Raw genomic sequence first — 20,948 nt, 5'->3', positions numbered from 1 at the left:
TCGCGATAATGGGACGGAGGTGCATAGACCCGCCCTTGCCGGTGAAGGTTTCAAGATCCCGCATTATCGCCGACGCGGCGGCGCGGTCCTTCAACGGGGACGGATGGTTGGCTGACCGGCGCCTTACAAGCCGCATCGGAACGGATCAGTCCGAAGCGGCCTGGTTCAGATAGGCGTTGGGCGGGGCCCCCATGGCGCGGCGGAACATTGCCGCGAACGCGCTGGGGCTGCGGTAGCCCAAATCCGCCGCGATCCGAGCGACAGGCTGCCCCAGCGACAGGCGGCCTAGCGCGTCGGCCAGCCGCACCTGCTGGAGCCATTGGCGATAGTTCAGCCCCAGTTCGGCCTGGAAAAGACGGATCAGGGTTCTGCCGCTGGCGCCCACTTCCTCTCCCCATTCGTCTATCGTCCGTTCAAGGCCGGGGCGCGCCAGGATCGCGCGGCAAACCGCCTGCAGGCGCCGGTCGGCGGGCCAGGGAATGTGGATGGGAAGCACCTTGGCTTCCGCCAATTCGGCCAGCGTCAGCGCGGCGATATGGCCGGCGCGCCCGTCCGTGGGGTATTCGACGGGCAGCATCACCAGGCTCAGTATCAGTTCCCGTAGCAAGGGACTGACTTCGATCACGCGACAGTCCCGCCACAGGCCCTGGGCAGCGTCCGGCGCGACGAAAAGGGTGCGCATGGACACCGCGCCGATCATCTCAACCTGGTGTTCGACGCCTGCCGGCATCCATAGCGCGCGCAGGGGAGGCAGCGCCCAGACGCCTTGGGCGGTGCTGACGCGCATCACGCCGCGCACGGCGTAGATCAGCTGGCTGCGCGCATGGTGATGGAACGGCGTGCGCTCGTCGGGGGGAAATTCCTTCGCCATGGCCGTGACCTGCCGCGGCACGCCCTGGTAGTACTCGGGGTCGATACTGCGGCCGGGCAGGCTGGCGGGCGAACGTGCGGGCATGGCGATGAGCAGGCAATCGTGGACGTATGCAGGACAGGCTTGGGCCGCGGGGGCGGCGCGGCACGCTGGCAGGCGCGGCACGCTGGCAGGCGCGGCCGCCCCTTCGTATGCGCCCGACCCGCTAGTGTCACTTATTCGACGATGAATGTCACTTCGGCGAGGGCATGACTTATTACACTTCCATGGAACCCCTTTTCTTCATTCCCCTCCGCCACCAATATGAGCCCTTCCTCTTCCAACGCCGCACCCGCACCCGCGGCCTCGCTCGGCGCGCCCGCCGCTTCGCCCCCGGCCTCGGATAAAACCGCCTTCAAGGTGCTGGGCGCCATCAGCATCGCGCACCTGATGAACGACATGATCCAGTCGATCCTGTTGGCCATCTACCCGATGCTCAAGGACGGGTTTTCGCTGAGCTTCAGCCAGATCGGCATGATCACGCTGACCTACCAGATCGCCGCATCCCTGCTGCAACCCTGCGTGGGCCTTTACACCGATAAGCGGCCCCTGCCTTATTCGCTGCCGGTCGGGATGGGCTTCACGCTGGTCGGGCTGCTGCTCCTGTCCGTGGCGCCTTCGTACCCTTTCCTGCTGATCGCAGCGGTGCTCGTGGGAACGGGGTCTTCCGTGTTCCATCCTGAGTCTTCGCGCGTGGCGCGCATGGCATCGGGTGGACGGCACGGATTGGCGCAGTCCTTGTTCCAGGTGGGCGGCAACGTCGGCTCCGCGCTGGGGCCGTTGCTGGCCGCGCTGGTGATCATCCCGCACGGGCAGGGCAGCGTGGCCTGGTTTTCGCTCGCGGCCCTGTTCGGCATGCTGGTGCTGATCGGGATCGGCCGCTGGTATGGTGCCAACCGCTGGCGCCTGAAGCCGAAGGCGCGGGGCGCTGGGGGGGCCGCGCCATTGAGCCGCGCACGCGTGGCCGGCGCGCTCGGTGTGCTGGCCGTGCTGATTTTCTCCAAGTACTTCTACCTGGCCAGCCTGAACAGCTATTTCACCTTCTACCTGATGGATAAGTTCGGGCTGCCGGTGCGCTCCGCGCAGCTGTACCTGTTCATTTTCCTTGCCGCGGTGGCCGTGGGTACGGTGGCGGGGGGCCCGATCGGCGACCGCGTCGGACGCAAGGCGGTGATCTGGACGTCGATTCTGGGCGTGGCGCCGTTCACGCTGATGCTGCCGTACGCCAACCTGTTCTGGACCGCCGTGCTGGTGGCCATCATCGGTCTGGTGCTGGCGTCCGCCTTCGCCGCCATCGTGGTGTACGCGCAGGAACTGGTGCCCGGCAAGGTGGGGACCATCGCGGGACTGTTCTTCGGTTTCGCTTTCGGCATGGGCGGCGTGGGCGCCGCGGTGCTGGGGCATATCGCGGATATGACCAGCATCGCATTCGTCTACAAGCTGTGCTCCTTCCTGCCCTTTCTTGGGATGGCCGCGATATTTCTTCCGAATATGGAGGAACACAAGCGCTAGGGGTTCCTCCTAGCGTTGACAGGTCCTAGGGCGCCGAGCGCCCCGGCGGGCGGCCGCCAGGCAATCGCTCCGGCGGCGGTATGCCGCCGGGCGCCCGTCTGGTTCAGGGCTTGAGGTGCTGCGTCAGGAATTTCTCCATCGCGGCGTAGAACTCGAATTTGTTCTCGTCGTTATGGAAGCCGTGGCCTTCGTTGTCCTTCACCATGTATTGCACTTCCACCCCGCGAGCGCGCAGGGCCTGCACCACCTGGTCGCTCTCGCCCTTGTTCACGCGAGGATCCTTCGCGCCCTGAGCGATGAACAGGGGCGTTTTGATCCGGTCCACGTGCAGCGCGGGCGATGTGGCGGCGAGGCGTTCCTTGTCTTTTTCCGGATGCCCCACCATGTCGTACATTTTTTCCAGCAAGGGCTTCCAGTACGGCGGGATCGTGTTCATGAAAGTGAACAGATTGGACACGCCGACGTAGTCCACCGCGGCGGCGTAGAGGTCCGGCGTGAAGGCGACGCCGGCCAGCGTGGCGTAGCCGCCGTAACTGCCGCCATAGATGCCGATGCGCTTGGGATCCGCGATGCCTTGCGCGATCAGCCACTGCACGCCGTCGGTAATGTCGTCCTGCATGGACAGGCCCCATTGGCCGAAGCCGGCCTCCCAGAACTTGCGGCCGTAACCCGTGGAGCCACGGAAGTTGATCTGCAGCACGCAAAAGCCGCGATTGGCCAAAAACTGCACTTCGGGGTTGTAGCCCCAGCTGTCGCGCGCCCAGGGCCCGCCGTGCGGATTGACGATGCAGGGCAGGTTGCGCGGTTCGCGGCCGAGCGGCACGGTGAGATAGCCGTGCAGGGTCAGGCCGTCGCGGCTCTGGAAGCTGACCGGCTGCATTGGCGCCATGTCCTGCTCCGGCAGCGCCGGGTTGATGTCGGCCAGCTTGACCAGGGCATCCGTCTCGACGTCATACAGGTAGCGCGATCCCGGCGTGCGGTCGTTGTAGGCCGCGACGATGTACTTGTCTTCGTCGCGCGAATGGCCCTGCAGCGTGAACTCGTAGCCTTTCAGCCGTTCGCCCAGCTTGCGGTAGATGGCTTCGGTCTGCATATCGAAGAACTTGCGCTGCGGCTTGTCGGTTTCGTACGTGGCGACCGTCAGTACCTTGCGGCGGCGCGAATAGTCGACGCCGCCCAGGTCGGCGCGGCGCGGATCGAACAGCATTTCCTCGACGTCCGGCTGCGACGGATCGATGCGCACGAGCGCCGCCGTATCGCGGCCGCGATTGCTCACGGCATACAGTTGCTTGTTGTCGAAGGTGAACAGGATCGGATTGACGGTGGTGCGGTAATCGGTCGTGATGAGCGGGCGGAAAGGCTGTTCTTCGTCGTCGCGGTAGAGCAGGGTCGTGTTCAGGCCGTCGCTGGTTAGCGCCGCCCGCACCTTGCCGGCATGATCGGTCTGCCAGCCCACCACGTTGCCGGGATTCTGCGCGACCTGCACCGACTCGCCGGTATGGACGTTGACGCGATACACGTCGAACACCTGGGGATCGCGGCGGTTGTGGCCGATCAGTATGTGGTCGGGGTCGTCCTCCAGGTCGTCCTCGATGCCCGCGCGCACATGCTCGTAGGGCGTCAGGTCCAGCACCTTGCCGTTGTGGACATTGACGGCCAGCACGTGGAAGTTTTCGTCGCCGCCGAAGTCCTTGGCGTAGAGGATGGTATCCGAGCCCTTCCATACATAGCCGCTGATGTCGCGGGCGCTTTCGCTGGTGATCTTGCGGGCCTCGCCCACCGGCGTGGCGCCCTCGAGCGATTGCACGAAGATATTCATGCGCGGCGGCTGTCCATCGACGCTGACGGGCCGCATGAAGGCGAGCATCTTGCCATCATCGGAAAGGCGGAAGAAACCGCGGTCGGGATTGCGGAAAAAATCCTTCAGGGGATATTGGCGCGGCGTGGCGGCGGGGGCACCGGCGGCGGCGCCGATCAGCGCAGCGGCCAGCAGGGTGCGCGTCATGAACTTGAGCAAAGCGGTCTCCCAGGATGTGGAGCGGTGGCCGCGCCGCCCCAGGCGGATCGCGGCCCGGGCGCATGTGGCCCGTGGTCGGCGCGGCGCGAATCGGCCGTAGCCGGATATACGGCCGATGATGCCATAGCGGCGCCGGCGATGTCGAACCGGCCGCCGCGCGGTCTGCCAGCGACGGATGGGGGATAATTGCGCGTCCCTTGATCGGAGGATCTATGTTCAGGAGATTTGCCGCGGCCGCCATTCTGGCGTCCGGCCTGGCCGGCTGCACGTTCGGCATCGCATCCGGCCGCCAGTCGCCTTCCGGCGACTACAAGCTGGCGGTCAATTATCAGGCGGCTTACAAGGTTGCGCGCGCGCAGGCCGAGGAATGCCTGACGGGCCGCGACGCCTACCGGGTGGTGGGCAATCTGGATACGGTCGGCCGCAAGGCCCAGGTGAAGGTGCTGGCGCCGTTCACCGACAACGATATCGCCCGCGTGGACATGACGGCCATCGACGATGGCAACACCGACGTGCACATCGCGATGTGGGGCGAGGGCATCTGGAATGCGGACGCGGTGATCGCCATGCGCGATGCCATCCAGTTCCAGATCCCGGCCTGCGTGTCGTACATGCCGACGGACGCCGAGCGCGCCGCGAGGAGCCGGCGCTGACCCGGGCAGCGGCCACCCTCTTTATTTCGGGCGGATGACCCGAAAGGTGCCGGAAGCCTTGCAGACCATCTCGCCGTCCGCGTTGCGGATTTCGCCTTCGCAGAAGGCGATCGAACGGCCGAGTTTCAGGCAGCGTGCTTCGATCGCAAGCTCGCCGGTGGCCGGCGCGAAGAAGCTGGTTGTCATGTCGATGGTCGCCATGCTGGTGCCGGCTTCCAGGCCGCCGCGCGCCGCGGCGCTCAGCGTAAAGTCCAGCACGCTCATCAGCGTGCCGCCGTGCACGTCGCCGCGGCTATTGGTAAGCTCCACGCGCCAGGGCAATCGCGTGCGCGCGAGGCCGGGCTCGATGTGCTCGGGCACGAGCCCCAGGAATTCCATCAGCGGTATGGTGGCCCCGAAATAATCCATCGTGAAGGCCGGGGTATCGCGGTGCATCGTGTCCATTTTCGGTCGGGTTGTGGCAAGGCCGCCATGGCGGGTTCTTTACTTCGGCATTCGTACACACAGTCGTCGACACGGTGACTTCCACCATGCGCAAGATCGTACATATCGACATGGACGCGTTCTATGCGTCGGTCGAGCAGCGCGATGACCCTACGCTGAAGGGGCTGCCGGTGGTGGTCGCCTGGAAAGGTCCGCGTTCGGTCGTCTGCGCGGCTTCCTACGAGGCGCGCCGGTACGGGGTGCATTCGGCGATGTCGGTGGCCCGCGCCCTGCGCCTGTGTCCGCAGGCCGTGTACGTGCCGCCGGATTTTACGCGCTACCGCGAAGTATCCCGGCAGGTGCGGGACATCTTCGTCCGGTACACGGACATTGTGGAGCCGCTGTCGCTGGACGAGGCCTATCTGGACGTCACGACGAACAAGGCCGGGCTGGCCTCGGCCACCGAGGTCGCGCAGGCCATCCGCCGGCAGATCCGCGAAGAAGTCGGCCTGACGGCATCGGCCGGCGTGGCGCCGAACAAATTCCTGGCGAAGATTGCTTCGGATTGGAACAAGCCCGACGGCATCTTCGTCGTGCGGCCGCGTGACGTCATGGCCTTTCTGCGCCCCTTGCCCGTGCGCAAGGTGCCGGGCGTGGGCAAGGTGACCCAGTCCCGGCTGGAGCAGCTGGGCATCCACACCGTGGGCGACCTGGAGACGCGGCCGGTGGCGGAGCTGGAGCATCACTTCGGCCGCTACGGCAGGCGCTTGCACGAGCTGGCGCATGGCATCGATGACCGTCAGGTGGAAGCGGACCAGCTTGCCCAGCAGGTGAGCGCGGAGACGACCTTCGAGACCGACCTGCTGCTGGGAGATCTGGATGAGGCCATCGGACGGCTGGCCGAGCGGGTGTGGCAGCAGGCGACGCGCAAGCGCGGCATCGGCCGCACGATTACCTTGAAGTTGAAGACCGACCGCTTCCGGATACTGACGCGCAGCCAGACGGTGACGCGCGCACCGGGATCGGCGCACATGCTGGCGGAGATGGCGAAGCAACTGCGCGGCCGGGTCGATCTGCCGGCCGGCACGCGCTACCGGCTGGTGGGGGTGGGGATGAGCAATTTCCCCGACGAGCAAGACACGATGGAGCGCCAGGCGGCGTTGTTCGACGCGGACGCCCCCTACTGAAGACGACTTCCTACGCCAACCGGCTCTTCACCTGCTGGGACACGGCCGACATGTCGGCCTTGCCGGCCAGGGCGGGCTTCAGGATCGCCATGATCTTGCCCATGGCGGCCGGGCCGGTCACCCCCTGCTGGTTCACCTGCTCGATGGCGGCGGCGATCGCGGCCTCGATTTCGGCGGGCGAGGCCGCCTGCGGCAGGAATTCCTGCAATACCGCGAGTTCGGCCTTTTCCTGTTCCGCGGTTTCCGTCCGTCCGGCCTGCTCGAACGCCGCGATGGATTCGCGGCGCTGTTTCACCTGTTTTTCGATGATGGCGGTGATCTCGGCGTCGCTCAGTTCGCGGCGCTCGTCCACTTCCTTCTGCTTGATCGCCGCGGACAGGAAGCGCAGCGTGGCGAGCCTGGCCGTGGCCTTGGCGCGCATCGCGTCCTTGACGGCCGCGGCCAGGGTGTCTTTGAGCGAGGAATTGCTCATGGGAAAACCTCGTGGAAAGCGTGAGTACAGGGAGGGCCGTGCAGGCCGTTCGACAGGCGTCAGTGTAAACCGGCGCTGCGTGGCGCCGCCGCCATGGCCGCTACTTGACGATGGCCAGATCGCCCTTGAGCGCCACGCCGGCGATCACGGCGCCCGCATGGCATTCATAGTTCGCCGGGTCGTCATTCACGTCTTTCTTGTAGTAGCTAACGATGTTGACAACCGCATTGGCGCCGGCTTTCTTCGCAGCGTCCTGCAGCGAAATCAGCGCGGATTGCGCGGCCCAATCGCAGGCTTTGTCGTCGCTCTTGCCGAAGGCGTTGGTTTTTCGGTTGGTCACGACGTTCGCCTGCACCACCTGGCCGCTGGGGCCGGACCCGGCCAGGTAGAACTTGACCGTGCCGTCCAGCTTACCCGCCGCCGTCGCGTTCCGGACCGCTTCCTGGAAAGGCTTCATCACCTTGCGGTCGTTGGCGTGCGCCGCGGGCACGATCGCGAGCGCGAGCGCCAGGCAGGCCAGGGGTTTGAGGCTGGGGAACATCGGCAAAGCTCCTTGGACAGGTGTGAGGGAAAGTCAGGGCCAGCGGCGGAAGATCAGGGACGTGTTGATGCCGCCGAAGGCGAAGTTGTTGTTCATGACGAACTCGTTGGCGAGCGTGCGCCCCTGGCCGCGCAGATAGTCGAGCCTGCCGCAACGCGGATCGGGGGTGTCGAGGTTCAGCGTGGGCGCGTACCAATCGCTCTTCAGCATCTCGATGCTGAACCAGGACTCCAGCGCGCCGCAGGCGCCCAACGTATGGCCGAGATAGCTTTTCTGCGAGCTGATCGCCATGCCTTCGCCAAAGACGGCTTCGGTGGCCTGGGTTTCGGCGATGTCGCCCTGTTCGGTGGCGGTGCCGTGTCCGTTCACATAACCGATGGCGGTGGGCGGCAGGCCCGCATCGCGCAAGGCCAGCTCCATGGCGATGCGCATGGTGGCGGCTTCGGGGCGGGTAATGTGCGTGCCGTCGGAATTGCAGCCGAAACCGACGATTTCCGCGTGAATGCGCGCGCCGCGGGCCAGTGCGTGATCGAGGTCTTCCAGCACGAGCATGCCGGCGCCTTCGCCGATCACCAATCCGTCGCGGGCGACGTCGTAGGGCCGGGGCGTGCGCTCGGGCGCTTCGTTCTGCTGGCTGGTCGCGTAAAGGGCGTCGAACACCAGCGCCTCGCTGGGGCAGAGCTCTTCGGCGCCGCCGGCGAGCATCAGCGCCTGCTTGCCATAGCGGATGGCCTCGTACGCATAGCCGATGCCCTGGCTGCCGGAGGTGCAGGCGCTGGAGGTCGGGATGATGCGGCCTTTCAGGCCGAAGAAGATGCCGATGTTCGCTGCGGTGGTGTGGGGCATCATACGGACGTAGGAGTTGGCGCTGAGGTCGTCCGTGACGCCATTCAGAAGCATGTTCCCGAATGCCTTGATCTCGGCGGTGCTGCCGGTGGACGAACCGCAGGCGACGCCCATGCGGCCGTCGGCGATGTTCGCGTCGTCCAGCAGGCCGGCATCGGTCAGCGCCAGCTCGGCGCCGCGCACCGCAAGCTGCGATACACGCCCCATACTGCGCAGTTGCTTGCGGGTCCAATGCGCCGGCGGCGCGAAAGCAGGCAGGGGCGCCGCCAGCCGCGTGCCCATTTCCGTGAAGCGGTCCCATTCGGGCATGCGCCGCACGGCGTTCCGTCCGCGCTGGAAGGCCGCGCGCACCGTGGCCCAGTCATCGCCCAGGGCGCAGAGGCCGGCCATGCCGGTAACGACCACGCGCTTCATCAGCAGAGTCCTCCGTTCACGCCCAGCACCTGGCGCGTGATGTAGGCGGCGGCCGGTGAAAGGAAGAAGGCGACGGCCGCCGCCACTTCGTCGGGCGTACCCATGCGCTGGGCCGGTATGGCTTTGAGGATTTCGTCCACGGGAACGTGTTCGTCGATCATGTCAGTGCCGATCAGCCCGGGGGCAACGCAGTTGACGGTGATGCGGCGCTTGGCGAGTTCCAGCGCCAACGCCTTGGCCGCGCCGATCAGGCCGGCCTTGGAGGCGCTGTAATTGACCTGGCCGCGGTTGCCCATGACGCCCGAAACGGACGTCAGGCAGACGATGCGGCCGGGCTGGCGTCGGCGGATCATCGGCATGACGACGGGATGCAGCACGTTGTAGAACCCGTCCAGATTGGTGCGCAGGACGTCGTCCCAGTCGTCGCCGGTGAGTGCGGGGAAGGCGCCGTCGCGCGTGAGCCCGGCATTGAGTACGACACCGTAGTAGGCGCCATGCGCGGCGATGTCGGCGTCCAGCGCCGCCGCGGCGCCCGCGCGGTCGCGCACGTCGAACTGCAGCACGCGCGCCGGTTGGCCGAGGTCGCGCGCGGCGGCGCAGACCGCGTCCGCTTCGTCGCGGCGCGCACGGCAATGGATGACGGGCGTGTAGCCCTGGCGGGCCAGCGTGAGCGCGATGGCGCGGCCGATGCCGCGGCTGGATCCGGTCACCAGGACCGGCAGGGAAGGTGTCTGGGAGTCGGTCATGGCGCTGCCTGGTCCTGGGGGCGGGCTGACGGCGGATTGCCGCCGGGCGCGGTCTCGCGTGTGAACTCACGTCCGTCGGCGGGGCGGTACACATTCAAGCGCGCATGGGCCAGCCGTTGGCCGCCGGCGCTCAGTTCGCATTCGAATATGCCCATGCCGCCGGGGTCATGCATCGATTGGACGGCACGCACGTCCAGCCGCGTGCCGGGAAGAAAGCGCTCGACGCGGCAGTCGTAGCGGCGCGTGCCGAGAAGGAAGCCCAGCCCCGCCTCGGTTCCTGCGCTCAGGGCCTGGCAGCCCGCCCACGCGCCGATGGCCTGGGCCATGATCTCCAGCCCGATCCACGGCGGCAGGCTGCCGTCTTCGTCGCTGTACGGGGTGCCGGGCCGGACGACGGCGCTGGCGGTCACACTGACGGCATCCCAGTCCTGTACCGCGTCGATCAGGATGGCGTCGCCGGCGTGCGGCAGCAACCGCGCGACCGGCCATACGCATGCGGTCATGGCTGGTCTCCGAAAACGAGGGCGGCATTGCTGCCGCCGAAGGCGAAGGAGTTGCTGAGAACGATGCGCGGCCGGCCCGCGGGCAGGCGCTGTCCCGGCTGCGTCATGCGCAGGGCGGGCAAGGCGGGATCGGCCACGCCGTCCCAGCGATGCGGCGGCAAACGTCCGTCCAGGCAACTGCCGGCGACCACGGCCCAGCACAGTGCCGCCTCGATGGCGCCGGCCGCCGCCAGCGTATGGCCGGTCAGGGGTTTCGTGGAGGCGCAAAGGACGTCGGAGGGAAAGACGTCCCGTACCGCCTGGCTTTCCATGGCGTCGTTGTGGGGCGTGGCCGTGCCATGCAGATTGATCCAGCCGACCTGGCCGGCGTCGATGCCGGCGTCGGCCAGCGCCGCCCGCATGGCTCGCGCGGCGCCCGCGCCGGTGGGGTCGGGCGCCGACATGTGCCAGGCGTCCGAGCTGCCGCCGCCGCCCAGCAGCGCCACGGCTTCGGTGTCCGGGCGTTCGCGCTCCACGAGGAACAACGCGGCGCCTTCGCCGATGTTGATGCCGTCGCGGTGCGCGGAGAACGGGTTGCACAACCCGGCCGCGAGGGCTTCCAGCGCGGCGAAGCCGTTGATGGTCAGCGGACACAGCGCATCCACGCCGCCGCAGATCACGGCATCGCAAGCCCCCATTGCGAGCAGGCGTTTTGCCGACAACAGCGCGCGGGCGCTGGAAGTGCATGCGGTGGAAAGCGTGTAGGCCGGTCCCGTCGTGCCCAGCCAATCCGACAGAAATGCGGCCGGCGAGGCGAGCGCCTGGCGGCGGTAATCGTATTCCGGCGGCCAGACGCCTTCGGCCGCCAGGGTGCGGTAGGCGGCGGCGTTTTCGCTGACGCCGGAGGTGCTGCTGCCCAGCACGATGGCGACCCGGCAGGCGCCGTGACGCCGGATGGCGCCGCGCAAAGCGGGCTCGATCTGGATGGCGGCGTCCATCAGCAGGCGGTTGTTGCGGCTGTCGTAATGCGACGGCATCCCTGCGGGAAGCGCCGGCAGGTCGGCCGCCGCCATGCCGACGACGATGCGCTTGCCCGCGATCCATCCGTCCTGCGCCAGCATGCCGGCGGCGTCGCCGCGCAGGGCGGCCTGGGCCACGGCGCCGATGCCCCGGCCCAGGGCGCAGATGATGCCGGGCTTTCCCAGCCAGGCGGTCGCCCGTGCGCCGGCCGCGGCTTTGGTATCGGCCGTCACGGGGCGTCTCCCAGCGGTTCGACCTGCCATGTCGCGCCGCCGGCCGTAACGATGGTGAAGCGGTCCGCGGGCGCGCCGGGCTGCCAGGTCACCCGCCAGCGCAGATTGCAGACTTCGTTCATCACGCGCGCACGTCCGCCGCCTGCAAGCGGCTCGTCGCGCCAATCCATGCCCGCATAGGCTGACGGCAGGGACGCCACGGGCGTCCAGGCGAACAGAATGGCGGAGAACATATCGCTGGCCTCGCCGTTGGGACGCATGAAGCCATCGTTGCGCCATTTGCCATCCCGCAGGATCTGGCGCGCCATCGGCATGCCGAAGGGATCGAAAAGAGACCAGCGGGTCGCATCCCCGCCTTCGGCCTGCACGATCAGCAGCCCGTCCAGGCGCGGCTGGCCGGGGCTTTGCATGGTGACGTGGGCGCGGCGCGGCAAATGGAGATCCCGCGGCGCGACGGGCGCCGGCGGCGCGCTGGCGCAACCGGCCAGCCAGGCCAGGCACAGCAGCGCGCAAGGGCGGGCCAGACGGCGCAGGAGGTGATGAAGGAAATGCGTCATGACAAGCTCTGCTCCGGCCTTGCGGCGGGCGCGGGCGGCGCGTGCCCGCAGATTTCGGCCAGCATGCGCAGTCGCCGCGCATGTTCGGCCACGAACGGGTTGTTGCGGTCCCAGGCGTAGCCGGCCAGGATGGAGGCAATCATCCGGCGGATGCCGGGCTGGGCGCGTTCGTAGAACACCACGTCGCGGAAGGCGCCGCTGTACCAGCCCTCCACGTAGGTGCGGAACGTCTCCACGCCTTGCATCAGCGGCTGCGCGAAGGCCCGGCCCCAGTCCACGGTTTCGCCGCACAGCTGCCGATGCAGCGCGTCAACGGCCAACCGGGCGGAATGCAGCGCGATGGTGACGCCCGATGAAAACACGGGATCCAGAAACTCCGCGGCGTTGCCGAGCAGGGCATAGCCGCGTCCGTGCAGGGCCGTCACGCTGGCCGCATAGCCGCCGATGGCCTTGGCGGGGGTGTCCCAAACCGCGTTGGACAGGATCCGCCGCAGGTTGGGCGCGGCATCGACCAGGGCGCGCAGCGTCGCCATCGGATCGGCGGCTCCCGCGATCGAGGCTTCTCCTGCCACCACGCCGAGCGAACAGCGGCCATCGGAGAACGGGATCAGCCAGTACCAGATGCCAGGTTCGCCGGGATGTACGCTGACAAGGATCTTCTCGCGGTCGAAACCGGGATCGTCGATGCGATCTTCCACGTGAGTGAAGATGGCCTTGCGCGGCGGCAGGCCGCTGGGCCGCTCCAGGCGAAGCAGCCGCGCCAGCACGCGTCCGTATCCACTGGCGTCGAGCACGAAACGCGCGCGGATATGCCGCACCGCGGCGTCATCGCCGGCGGCCTCGCGCACCGCCAGCACGGGCTCGGGCCCGCGGAAATCCGCCGCAATGACGTCCTGCCCGTAGCGGATCTCCGCGCCCTGACGCGCGGCCTCGTCGGCAAGGATCTTGTCGAATCGCGCGCGCGGCACCTGGAACGTGGTGCCGGGACCCGGAGAAAATTTGTCGCGGAAGTCGAAAGCCGTGTAGCGGTCGCCCCAAGCGAAGGCCGCGCCGTTCTTGACCTGAAAGCCGGCTGCCCGCACGGCGGGCAGCATGCCGGCTTCGTCAATGAACTCCATGCAATGCGCCAGCAGGCTTTCACCGATGGAAAAGCGGGGGAAATGCTGTTTCTCCAGCACCAGCACCTGGTGTCCTTTCCGGCGCAACAGGGCGGCGGCCACGGCGCCGGCCGGGCCGGCCCCAATGATGACGACTTCGCGGCTTTCCGGACTCATGGATATCCACTCTCCGATAAAGCCGTTGCGCCGTCGCCGGCGGGGCGCACCCACGGCGCCCACAGGACACAGAAGGCGACGCCTATGCCCACCGACAGCCCAAAATTGGCGATCGCCGGGGTGGTGCTGAAGGCCAGCAGGCCGAACGACAGGATGGTCGTCAGCGCCGCCAGGAGAATGCCGACGAAGCTGGCGGCCGCGCCCGCTACCCGTTCGTACATGGCGATGGCGTAGTCCAGTCCGATCGCGGACACCAGCAGCAGCCCGAACAGGCTGAACAGGGTCAGCGGCTGTCCAAGCAGGCCCAGCGCGCCCAGCGTGCACCCCGTGGCGGCCAGCGGCACGGCCAGCAACCGCCAGGTGGCGGCGCGGCCCAGAATGAGCCACAGCAGCGCGCCCGCCACGACGTATGACAGCAGCTTCAGTTCAGCGGCGCGAATCCGTGTCGCAGTGAAGCTGTCGTTGAGTTCGCCGCTGCGGTCGATGTAGGAAACGCCCTCCAGGCCATCGGCGGCCTTTGCGGCGGCCACCGTATCGCGCAGCCCCTGCAGTGACACCATGGCGGCCACCTCGCCTTCATGCCTGCCGAGCCAGAGCATGCGGCGGCTTTGTCCGACCGGTCCCGCGAGCACGTCGTCGATGCCGACCGGCGGGCGATCGGCCAGTGCGTCAACTTGCGCCAGTACGGCTTCGGAGGGAATGCCGACGGCTTCGAACGAAGGCGTCAGGCGGGCCCGCCAGTTGGCATCGCGCATGGCGTTGCGCACGGCCTGTTGCGCCGCTTCCGGGGCCGCGAGCTGGTTCAGCGACAGATAGGATTGCAGCGCGCCTGTTTTCACCAGTTCGTCGAGCCGCGCGTCCAAGGCCTGCCCGCGTTGCCATAGCGTGCCGGCGTCCGGCGCCCGCACAAAGAAATATTGGCTGGTGGGCTGGATGCCGGTGATGCGGGCGACTTCCTGCGCGTCCCGCAGCAACGGGGCCGGCAGCGACAGCCATTGCCGCAGATCGTCATGCATGCGCAGATGCAGCACGCCGGCCAGGCTGACCAGCGCCACGCCGGCGGCCAGCCAGGGCAGGCTGCGATACCGCTGCCAGCCCGCAAGGCGGCGCAGCAGCGCGTCGGCCAAACGCAGCAGCGGCGGAAAAGGCCGCGGCTGCCAGCCCCGCAGCCAATTGGGCAGCTCGCATACCGTGCAGGCGTATGCGCCCAGCAGACCCGCCGCGGAAAACACGGCGGTCTGCGTCAATGCCGGAAACGGCGTGAAGACCAGGGCCAGATAGCCCACCAGCGTGGCGGCAAGGCTGACGGTAAGTCCCGGCAGCACGCGGCGCAACGCCGGCCAGGCTGCCCAATCCGGCATGCCGTACCGCTTGCTGAGCAGATGCAGAGGAAAATCGATGGCGATGCCGATCAGGCTGGCGCCGATGACGAGCGTCAGCACGTGGATGGCGCCGAATATCGTCACGCAGGCAACCGTGCCGCACAGCAGCCCCACCGCCACGGGGACGAAGGCAAGCAGGGATCGCGCGCCGCGCAGCGTCAGCATCAGCAGGGCGATGATGCCGAGCACCGAGACGATGCCGATCCAGGTGCTTTCGCCGGCGGCACGCGCGCGCCCTTCGGCCGCGTACAGCGGCCCGCCGGCCACGAGCAGCTGGCCGCCATCGCGCGTGATGGCGTCGCGGGTCTGGCCGGTCAATTGCGCGACCTGCCGGGGCGATGCGCCGTCGAATGCGTCGCCGCGGGTCCGCGCGCGCACCAGCACCCAGTCCTTGCCGCCATCGTGCGCCACCAGCGTGCCGCTGCCCGGGTCCAGCTGCACCGCGCCCGCAGGGCGCAGGGCCCGTTCCGCGGCATGGGCCAGCCCCAGCAGATCGTCATTGGCCGAAACCAGACCGGTGGTGGAGAAGGGATCCGCCAATTCCCGCACCCGTCGGGCCGCGTATGCCGCAGGATCCTTGACCAGCCTTTCGCGGGCGTGGGGCGGAATCAGCGCCAGGGGCTGCGCGAGCAACTGCCGGCGGATCTGGTCTATGTCCGCGTCCACATCGACCTGCACGTCATCGAACAGCCCGCTGTGCCGCCATAGATGCCCCACGCCGCGCGCCAGCTCCGCAGCGCGCTCGCGGTCGGGCGCGCCGACCAGCGCGATCACTTCCCGCTGCAGCGGCGCTTGTATGCGTTCGTCCGCGCGCTGGCGAAGCGCGTCGCCCTGCGCGGCGGGGACCAGGTCCATCATGCTCGAGGACACGGGCCAGCCATGGCGGCATTGCCACAGTCCCAGGCCGACGACCAGGACGAGGACCAGGCGGAACAGGAGGGTCAGGCGTTTTTCGCGCGCGGCGCCTCGTTCAGGGGTTGAAATCGCGGCTCTCATCATCGTCCAGCTTGGTGTCGGCACGCGCGTTCTTCATTTCCATGACGGTTCGGTCGCCCTGGGTCTCGCGCAATTCGATGCGCTGGACGAGCTTGCCGCCGGCAATGCGGATGTCGGTGAAGATTTGCTTGAGCAAGGCGGACTTCGGCGTCAAGACCAATTGCCAGTCGCCGGCCGTGCCGCTCAGCGCAATGTCGAAGTTGTCCTGCAGCGCCTGGGTGTCGCCGGTCAGTACCGTGAGGAACATACGGGTTTCGCGGCTGGCTCCCACGGCCTGCGGCAGGGCCTGCCATTTGCCGCCGTCGTCCCGGCGGAACACGCCGGCGGGCGTCAGCAGCAGGTCCTGATGCAAGGGCGCGCGCAGCCCCCGCAGCAGGCCGTCGCCGGCCGAAAGCGTGAACAATCCCGTACTGGTCAGCGGCTGGGGCAGCGAGCGCAGGTATTTCTGCTGCACGAACTGGCCCCGCACCACGGGCGCGGCCCGCAGCTGCGACTGCAGGTCGCTCAGGTCGAACGCCCATGCATTGGGGGCGCAGGCCGCCAGCAGGGCGGCGGCCGCGATGCGGCGGATGACGCTTGGCAGGGTCATGCAAGCACCCCGCGCACGGCCTCGAGCAGCGGCGCCGGCGACGCCAGCTGCATTTCGCGGTTGTCCAGCCGCACGGCGACTTGCACGGTACTGGCGCGCGTCAAACGCGTGCCGCTTTGCGCATCGGTAATCAGGTAATGGATTTTCAAGCGATTCTCCCACTCCACCAGATCGGCGCGCACAGTCAGGCGCTGGCCGAAAACGGCGGGGTTCATGTAGCGCAATTGCAGATCGATGACCGGCCAGGCATAGCCGGAAGCCAGCATGGCGTCATACCCGTAGCCCAGGGCGTCGAGCAGCGCGCAGCGCGCCTGCTCCAGGTATTTGACGTAATGGCCGTGCCACACGACGTTCATCGGATCCACGTCGAAGAAGGGGACCGTCACGGCGGATGCGACGGCGAAAACGCCTCGTTTACGCATGACGGCTCCAGAAGGAATAGAAATTGAACCACTGCTGCGGCGCATCGCGGCATTCGCGGGCCAGCCGGTCGGCATAGCGTTGCGCCCAATGCCGCACGCCTTCCTCGCGGCGCCCGCGCGGCAGATCGACGCGGTCGGCCACGCGTTCCAGCGTGATGCGATAGCGCCCTTCGATTTTGGTGCAGAACAACAAGTTGGCGGGGCACTTCAACAGGCCTGCGAGCAACCACGGGCCTTGCGGAAAAGGCGCCGGCGCGCCAAGGAAATCGACCTCGACGACACGGTCGCCGCGCACCGGAACGCGGTCGCCCGCGATGGCAAGCCATTCGCCCCGTTCGATGCGTTCGCTCAGCTGCAGCATGATGGCGGCATCCAACTCCGTTACCTGTATCAGTCGCAGGCGGCTGGCGCCCGCTTCCATCAGCAGCCGGTTGAAGGCTGCGGCGTGGCGCGTGTGGACGAGGACGTTCAGCTTCAGCTGCCCGTCCCGTTCGATGAGCGCGCGGCAGACTTCCAGGTTGCCCAGATGGCTGCCCACCAGGATCTGTCCGCGTCCGCGGCTCATCTGCGCGTGCAGGCCGTCCGGGTCGGACAGGGTCACATGCTGCACGGTCAGGCGGCCTTGCCAGACGTCAAGCTTGTCGAGGATGGCTTCGGCGAAGGCCAGGAATTGCCCATAGACCGGGCGGCGCGCCGGCAAGGCCTGACCGCAGCCGGCCGCGCGCAGGCGCTGCTGATACTCCACGACGCTGCGGCGCGCGCGCGGACTGAAGCAATAGAAATAGAAAACGATCGCGGCGACCGCCGGCTGCATCGCGCGCCGGCCGAAGACGCGCGCCGCCCAGGCGGTCAGGCGCATCAACAGGGGAGCGCCGCGTTCGCGCTGGCGGGCCCAGTGGCGGGTGGACGTAGGGGGTGTCATGCGTGATGTCTTCGGAACTTTCGGGCCAGCAGGCCCGGCGCACGCGGCAGCATGCCAAAAAACAGCCGGGCGTGCATGGCGCTGATCCGGGCGTTGTCGCGCAGCGCGTGAAAATGCGATACGCCGCCGGCCGGATAGACGACCCGTGTGGGCAGCCAGATCATGCGAACGCCGCGCCAGGACAACAGCACCAGGATCGCGATGTCGAAATCCATGCGGTGTCCCGGATCGCGGCTTTCGAGCAGCGCGAGCGTGGCGGCCAGCGGGTAGATGCGGAACCCGCACATGGCGTCCGGGATGGCGGTGGACACCGTATTGATCCATACCCATACCCGCGTCAGCCAGCGGCCGTAGCGGCGGCTGCGGGGCGCGTCGGGGCCATAGGCGGGAGCGCCGCCGACCAAGGCGTCCGGGTGGCGGCGCGAGGCGACGGCCATCGCGGGGATGTCTTCGAGGGCGTGCTGGCCGTCGGCGTCGACCTGCAGCGCGTGGGTGTAGCCCAGCCGCCCGGCGTGCCGCAAGCCGTCCTGAACGGCCCGACCCTTGCCGCCGTTGCGCGCCCGACGCACCAGCACCGCCTTGCCGTCGGCGGCCAGCGCGTCCAGCCGCGCGGCGCACTCCGGCTTCGAACCGTCGTCAACCAGAATGCACGGCAGGCCCTGCGCGCGCACGCGATCCACCACGCCGGCGATGGTATCGCCGTGGTCGTAGACGGGGATGACGGCGCACAGACGGTAAGCGTTCATGAAGTTGCGGGCAAGGTTGGGACGCCAGGACCGCGCGGGGCGTCTTCCTGCGGCGCGGTCAGGATGCGCCCCGAGGAGCACGGGCGGCCGCCCAGCCGGTACTCGAAATACAGCTTGGCGCGGCCGTGGTGCCGGGTCAGCGTCAGGTCCACCACGTCGCCGGGACGCAGCAGCTGCTGGAATTTCAGGGCTTCCATGCCATGGAAGCCGATAGCCGGGGGGGCCTCGATGTGCCGGCGCGCCAGCGCCATGGCCCAATCCACCTGCACGACGCCGGGCACCACGGGGGTGTCCGGAAAGTGGCCGTTGAAGTGCGTCAGGTCCAGCGGCACTTCCAGGCGCAGCTGCGCCACGAAGGCGCCATCGGGCGAGGCGCTCGTGTGCGCTTCCCGCACGACAGGCGCGCGCGGCCGCCGCGCCGCCGCCAGGAAGTCATCGTGCGGAAGTTTGCCCTGCGTGTTCCACGGCAGTTCGCGCATCAGGCGCCAGTGGCGCGGGACGCCCAGGGGCTCGACGGCGGCCGCCATGTGCGTGCGCAGGCTCTCGATGAGTGCCTTGCGGCCGCCGTTGCGCAGGGCGTGGATGCCCGATTGGGTCAGGGCGACCAGCGCGGTGAGCCGCGGCGTATCGGCGATGCCGAGCCGCGCCTCGCGCACGTGCGGATGACCGGCCAGGCGCTGCTCCAGCGCCGGCAGCGCGAGCCGTTTTTCCTCGATCTTGACGATGCGGTCCAGGCGTCCATGCAGCCGGAAGCGGCTGCCCGCACTGGCGTCGGGCGTGGCCGCGTCGGCCGTCACCCACTTCTCTTCCGTATCGAGCCAGGGGGACCGTACCCACAACGCGCCTTCCTGGATGCCGGTTTGCACGCCAGGCAGGGGCTGCCAGGCCGCGCCGCCCTCGCGCCACGCCACGGCGCCGGTTTCCGAACTGCCGTAGATTTCGATGGGGCGGCACCCGAGCCGGCGGGCGAGCAGATCCGATACGGACGCCGGCAGCGGCCCGCCGGCAGAGAAGATTTGGCGGATGCCGCCGGCCAGGGCGTCCCAGGACAAATGGTCTCCCAGGCGCTTGAGCAGGGCGGGGCTGGCGATCCACACGAATGCCGGGTGCGCCAGGCTGGCATGCTGCAAGGATTCCGGGAAAGCGAGCTGGACGCGTTCGATCGTGCGTCCGGCGGCCAGCGGCCACAGGACCCGGAAAGGCAGGCCATACATATGCTGGCCGCTGACGCTGCCGAGCACGCAGGCCGGCGCGTCGGCCCAGCGCCAGCATGCTTCCAGCGCCCTGATTTCGGCGTCGAGCTGCGCCCAGCGCTTGCGGATGCGCTTCGGCCGGCCGCTGGATCCGGAGGTCCAAAGCACGATTCCGCCTTGCGACGCATCTAGCCGGCATGCATCCAGCGGCGCGGCGGCGCCGTCCAGATCGGCCAGCGAAAGCCGGCGCGCCGGCGCCACGGGCAGGCGGGCGTCGTCGGTCAGCCAAACGTCGGCGTCCGGGTCGATGGCCGCGCACGACCCCGCACGTGCGTCGGCGGCCAGCACGGCGACCGCCCCGGCGCGCCAGCAGGCAAACAGCGCCACGGCCAGCTGCGCCGCATCCTCGAACCACAAGGCCGCATGCCGCACGCCACGGGCGCGAAGCGCCCCCGCGACGGAGACGACCTGCCGCACGAACGCCTCGTGCGCCAAGGCCGGGTCGCGGGCATAGCAAACGCCGTCGCGGCGGCAAACCAGCAGATCGGCAAGCGCGGTCCAGGTCATCGCATCACTTCGCCGGTGTGCCTGCCCGGCCGGCATATCCATTCGCCGACGATCAACAACCCGATCAGCGCATAGCTGATGGCGCCGTTGTACCAGGTCCACCAGATCCAAGGCGCCCACAGGGCCAGCGCCGCCGCGACGGACCCGTTGCAAACGAAAAAGGCCGTCCACACCTGTGTGACGCGCCGGGTGTAGGCGACGCCAGCCGCAGGCAGATCGGGGCGCCTGAGCCGCGCCAGCCGTTCGATAACCGGCATGCCGTGCAGCAGACTGCGCGCGAACACGGCGGCCATGCCCGCGTTGATCAGCACCGGGTACCATCGCAGCAAACGGCTGTCGTCCAGAAACGCGATGGCTGCACAGAAGGCAACCGCCGCCGCCGGCACCAGGCGTCCGCCCATGCCGCGCCCCTCATCCGACATGGCCCGCGCGAGCCACAGGACGGCCAGCGGCAGGGCGATCCACCGCGCGGCGCCGTGTTGCAGTCCGGCGTGCACCGCGAATGGATACGCGATGCCGGCCGCACCCAGGGCAACGGCGATGACCGCACGGGTCATTCCGCGGGTTCCCGCTGCTGCAACGCCTGCTGCTGCGCCCAGACCGCGTCCACCACGTCCTGTACGGTGCGCACGGTGCGGAAATTCTCGGCGGCCAGCTTGTATCCCGTCTGGCGCTTGATGTGATCCAGCAAATCGATGGCGTCGATGCTGTCGATTTCCAGGTCGGTATAAAGGTGCGCGGAAGGCACGACACGTTCTTGCGGAATCTCGAAAAGCTCCACCAGGGCTTCGCGCAGCGCGCCGAAGATGTCTTCCCGGGTTTGCATAACACTTGCTCCAGTAGC

22 protein-coding genes are annotated in these 20,948 nt (G+C 68.2%); 3 read left to right on the top strand and 19 right to left on the bottom strand.

The window, feature by feature from the left end; translation table 11 throughout:
• Positions 1-145: 145 nt before the first annotated feature.
• Positions 146-955 carry an AraC family transcriptional regulator gene (locus CAL13_RS13315; protein ID WP_086072647.1) on the bottom strand — a complete coding sequence of 270 codons (810 nt, stop codon included), beginning with the start codon at positions 953-955 and terminating at the stop codon, positions 146-148.
• A gap of 219 nt (positions 956-1,174) precedes the next feature.
• On the opposite strand from CAL13_RS13315, the gene CAL13_RS13310 reads away from it, so the two are divergent.
• Entirely contained in the window at positions 1,175-2,422 is a 1,248-nt protein-coding gene (locus CAL13_RS13310; protein ID WP_086072646.1) for an MFS transporter, read from the top strand.
• 103 nt (positions 2,423-2,525) lie between these two features.
• Here the strand turns inward: CAL13_RS13310 and CAL13_RS13305 are convergent, their stop codons facing one another.
• Positions 2,526-4,427: an alpha/beta hydrolase family protein gene (locus CAL13_RS13305; protein WP_420042453.1), complete on the bottom strand. Its 1,902-nt coding sequence runs from the start codon at positions 4,425-4,427 to the stop codon at positions 2,526-2,528.
• 224 nt (positions 4,428-4,651) lie between these two features.
• On the opposite strand from CAL13_RS13305, the gene CAL13_RS13300 reads away from it, so the two are divergent.
• On the top strand, positions 4,652-5,092 hold the full coding sequence (locus tag CAL13_RS13300; RefSeq protein ID WP_086057822.1) for a BPTD_2524 family lipoprotein: 441 nt from the start codon (positions 4,652-4,654) through the stop codon (positions 5,090-5,092).
• Positions 5,093-5,113: 21 nt separating this feature from the next.
• On the opposite strand, the gene CAL13_RS13295 is transcribed toward CAL13_RS13300, so the two are convergent.
• The gene (locus CAL13_RS13295) at positions 5,114-5,527 is read right to left on the bottom strand and encodes a PaaI family thioesterase (protein WP_086059454.1); all 414 of its coding nucleotides are present in this window, start codon (positions 5,525-5,527) and stop codon (positions 5,114-5,116) included.
• Between the two features lie 95 nt (positions 5,528-5,622).
• On the opposite strand from CAL13_RS13295, the gene dinB reads away from it, so the two are divergent.
• Positions 5,623-6,702 (top strand): DNA polymerase IV, encoded by a 1,080-nt coding sequence (gene dinB, locus CAL13_RS13290; protein WP_420042395.1) that lies wholly within the window; start codon positions 5,623-5,625, stop codon positions 6,700-6,702.
• Between the two features lie 10 nt (positions 6,703-6,712).
• On the opposite strand, the gene CAL13_RS13285 is transcribed toward dinB, so the two are convergent.
• From CAL13_RS13285 to CAL13_RS13210, 16 genes are all read right to left on the bottom strand, one after another.
• Positions 6,713-7,174, bottom strand: coding sequence for a GatB/YqeY domain-containing protein (locus CAL13_RS13285; RefSeq protein WP_086057821.1), 462 nt, complete (start codon positions 7,172-7,174; stop codon positions 6,713-6,715).
• Positions 7,175-7,274: 100 nt separating this feature from the next.
• A complete protein-coding gene (locus CAL13_RS13280) occupies positions 7,275-7,715 on the bottom strand; it encodes an excinuclease (RefSeq protein WP_086057820.1) in 441 nt (146 codons plus the stop codon).
• A 33-nt stretch (positions 7,716-7,748) separates the two neighbouring features.
• Positions 7,749-8,975, bottom strand: a complete 1,227-nt coding sequence (locus CAL13_RS13275) for a beta-ketoacyl-ACP synthase (protein ID WP_086072643.1) — start codon at positions 8,973-8,975, stop codon at positions 7,749-7,751.
• Positions 8,975-9,721, bottom strand: a complete 747-nt coding sequence (fabG, locus tag CAL13_RS13270; protein ID WP_086057818.1) for a 3-oxoacyl-ACP reductase FabG — start codon at positions 9,719-9,721, stop codon at positions 8,975-8,977. The genes CAL13_RS13275 and fabG overlap by 1 nt, the downstream gene beginning before the upstream one ends.
• Positions 9,718-10,224: an ApeP family dehydratase gene (locus tag CAL13_RS13265; RefSeq protein ID WP_086057817.1), complete on the bottom strand. Its 507-nt coding sequence runs from the start codon at positions 10,222-10,224 to the stop codon at positions 9,718-9,720. Before CAL13_RS13265 ends, fabG begins: the two co-directional genes overlap by 4 nt.
• The gene (locus CAL13_RS13260) at positions 10,221-11,456 is read right to left on the bottom strand and encodes a beta-ketoacyl-ACP synthase (protein ID WP_232467659.1); all 1,236 of its coding nucleotides are present in this window, start codon (positions 11,454-11,456) and stop codon (positions 10,221-10,223) included. The genes CAL13_RS13265 and CAL13_RS13260 overlap by 4 nt, the downstream gene beginning before the upstream one ends.
• Complete coding sequence (locus tag CAL13_RS13255) at positions 11,453-12,013, bottom strand: hypothetical protein (protein ID WP_086057815.1); 561 nt, start codon at positions 12,011-12,013, stop codon at positions 11,453-11,455. The genes CAL13_RS13260 and CAL13_RS13255 overlap by 4 nt, the downstream gene beginning before the upstream one ends.
• A complete protein-coding gene (locus tag CAL13_RS13250; RefSeq protein WP_086072641.1) occupies positions 12,010-13,287 on the bottom strand; it encodes an NAD(P)/FAD-dependent oxidoreductase in 1,278 nt (425 codons plus the stop codon). Before CAL13_RS13250 ends, CAL13_RS13255 begins: the two co-directional genes overlap by 4 nt.
• Entirely contained in the window at positions 13,284-15,668 is a 2,385-nt protein-coding gene (locus CAL13_RS13245) for an MMPL family transporter (RefSeq protein ID WP_232467658.1), read from the bottom strand. The genes CAL13_RS13250 and CAL13_RS13245 overlap by 4 nt, the downstream gene beginning before the upstream one ends.
• On the bottom strand, positions 15,640-16,254 hold the full coding sequence (locus tag CAL13_RS13240; protein WP_086072640.1) for a LolA family protein: 615 nt from the start codon (positions 16,252-16,254) through the stop codon (positions 15,640-15,642). The genes CAL13_RS13245 and CAL13_RS13240 overlap by 29 nt, the downstream gene beginning before the upstream one ends.
• Positions 16,251-16,676 carry an acyl-CoA thioesterase gene (locus CAL13_RS13235; protein ID WP_086072639.1) on the bottom strand — a complete coding sequence of 142 codons (426 nt, stop codon included), beginning with the start codon at positions 16,674-16,676 and terminating at the stop codon, positions 16,251-16,253. The genes CAL13_RS13240 and CAL13_RS13235 overlap by 4 nt, the downstream gene beginning before the upstream one ends.
• Positions 16,669-17,598 carry an LpxL/LpxP family acyltransferase gene (locus tag CAL13_RS13230; protein ID WP_086072638.1) on the bottom strand — a complete coding sequence of 310 codons (930 nt, stop codon included), beginning with the start codon at positions 17,596-17,598 and terminating at the stop codon, positions 16,669-16,671. Before CAL13_RS13230 ends, CAL13_RS13235 begins: the two co-directional genes overlap by 8 nt.
• On the bottom strand, positions 17,595-18,344 hold the full coding sequence (locus CAL13_RS13225) for a glycosyltransferase family 2 protein (protein ID WP_086072637.1): 750 nt from the start codon (positions 18,342-18,344) through the stop codon (positions 17,595-17,597). Before CAL13_RS13225 ends, CAL13_RS13230 begins: the two co-directional genes overlap by 4 nt.
• Positions 18,341-20,104: an AMP-binding protein gene (locus CAL13_RS13220; RefSeq protein WP_086072636.1), complete on the bottom strand. Its 1,764-nt coding sequence runs from the start codon at positions 20,102-20,104 to the stop codon at positions 18,341-18,343. The genes CAL13_RS13225 and CAL13_RS13220 overlap by 4 nt, the downstream gene beginning before the upstream one ends.
• Positions 20,101-20,661, bottom strand: a complete 561-nt coding sequence (locus tag CAL13_RS13215; protein ID WP_086057807.1) for a hypothetical protein — start codon at positions 20,659-20,661, stop codon at positions 20,101-20,103. The genes CAL13_RS13220 and CAL13_RS13215 overlap by 4 nt, the downstream gene beginning before the upstream one ends.
• Complete coding sequence (locus CAL13_RS13210; protein WP_086072635.1) at positions 20,658-20,930, bottom strand: acyl carrier protein; 273 nt, start codon at positions 20,928-20,930, stop codon at positions 20,658-20,660. The genes CAL13_RS13215 and CAL13_RS13210 overlap by 4 nt, the downstream gene beginning before the upstream one ends.
• Between the last annotated feature and the right edge of the window lie 18 nt (positions 20,931-20,948).

The organism is Bordetella genomosp. 9 (assembly GCF_002119725.1).
Taxonomy (GTDB): Bacteria; Pseudomonadota; Gammaproteobacteria; order Burkholderiales; family Burkholderiaceae_B; genus Bordetella_C.
Note: the sequence above shows the minus strand (reverse complement) of the source record. Positions and strands in the feature narration are given on the sequence as shown.

What these genes read in the sequence shown, in the direction of transcription:
- CAL13_RS13315 (WP_086072647.1), bottom strand. Translation starts at nt 955, where the DNA reads ATGCCCGCACGTTCGCCCGCCAGCCTGCCCGGCCGCAGTATCGACCCC.
- CAL13_RS13310 (WP_086072646.1), top strand. Translation starts at nt 1,175, where the DNA reads ATGAGCCCTTCCTCTTCCAACGCCGCACCCGCACCCGCGGCCTCGCTC.
- CAL13_RS13305 (WP_420042453.1), bottom strand. Translation starts at nt 4,427, where the DNA reads ATGACGCGCACCCTGCTGGCCGCTGCGCTGATCGGCGCCGCCGCCGGT.
- CAL13_RS13300 (WP_086057822.1), top strand. Translation starts at nt 4,652, where the DNA reads ATGTTCAGGAGATTTGCCGCGGCCGCCATTCTGGCGTCCGGCCTGGCC.
- CAL13_RS13295 (WP_086059454.1), bottom strand. Translation starts at nt 5,527, where the DNA reads ATGCACCGCGATACCCCGGCCTTCACGATGGATTATTTCGGGGCCACC.
- dinB (WP_420042395.1), top strand. Translation starts at nt 5,623, where the DNA reads ATGCGCAAGATCGTACATATCGACATGGACGCGTTCTATGCGTCGGTC.
- CAL13_RS13285 (WP_086057821.1), bottom strand. Translation starts at nt 7,174, where the DNA reads ATGAGCAATTCCTCGCTCAAAGACACCCTGGCCGCGGCCGTCAAGGAC.
- CAL13_RS13280 (WP_086057820.1), bottom strand. Translation starts at nt 7,715, where the DNA reads ATGTTCCCCAGCCTCAAACCCCTGGCCTGCCTGGCGCTCGCGCTCGCG.
- CAL13_RS13275 (WP_086072643.1), bottom strand. Translation starts at nt 8,975, where the DNA reads ATGAAGCGCGTGGTCGTTACCGGCATGGCCGGCCTCTGCGCCCTGGGC.
- fabG (WP_086057818.1), bottom strand. Translation starts at nt 9,721, where the DNA reads ATGACCGACTCCCAGACACCTTCCCTGCCGGTCCTGGTGACCGGATCC.
- CAL13_RS13265 (WP_086057817.1), bottom strand. Translation starts at nt 10,224, where the DNA reads ATGACCGCATGCGTATGGCCGGTCGCGCGGTTGCTGCCGCACGCCGGC.
- CAL13_RS13255 (WP_086057815.1), bottom strand. Translation starts at nt 12,013, where the DNA reads ATGACGCATTTCCTTCATCACCTCCTGCGCCGTCTGGCCCGCCCTTGC.
- CAL13_RS13250 (WP_086072641.1), bottom strand. Translation starts at nt 13,287, where the DNA reads ATGAGTCCGGAAAGCCGCGAAGTCGTCATCATTGGGGCCGGCCCGGCC.
- CAL13_RS13245 (WP_232467658.1), bottom strand. Translation starts at nt 15,668, where the DNA reads ATGATGAGAGCCGCGATTTCAACCCCTGAACGAGGCGCCGCGCGCGAA.
- CAL13_RS13240 (WP_086072640.1), bottom strand. Translation starts at nt 16,254, where the DNA reads ATGACCCTGCCAAGCGTCATCCGCCGCATCGCGGCCGCCGCCCTGCTG.
- CAL13_RS13235 (WP_086072639.1), bottom strand. Translation starts at nt 16,676, where the DNA reads ATGCGTAAACGAGGCGTTTTCGCCGTCGCATCCGCCGTGACGGTCCCC.
- CAL13_RS13230 (WP_086072638.1), bottom strand. Translation starts at nt 17,598, where the DNA reads ATGACACCCCCTACGTCCACCCGCCACTGGGCCCGCCAGCGCGAACGC.
- CAL13_RS13225 (WP_086072637.1), bottom strand. Translation starts at nt 18,344, where the DNA reads ATGAACGCTTACCGTCTGTGCGCCGTCATCCCCGTCTACGACCACGGC.
- CAL13_RS13220 (WP_086072636.1), bottom strand. Translation starts at nt 20,104, where the DNA reads ATGACCTGGACCGCGCTTGCCGATCTGCTGGTTTGCCGCCGCGACGGC.
- CAL13_RS13215 (WP_086057807.1), bottom strand. Translation starts at nt 20,661, where the DNA reads ATGACCCGTGCGGTCATCGCCGTTGCCCTGGGTGCGGCCGGCATCGCG.
- CAL13_RS13210 (WP_086072635.1), bottom strand. Translation starts at nt 20,930, where the DNA reads ATGCAAACCCGGGAAGACATCTTCGGCGCGCTGCGCGAAGCCCTGGTG.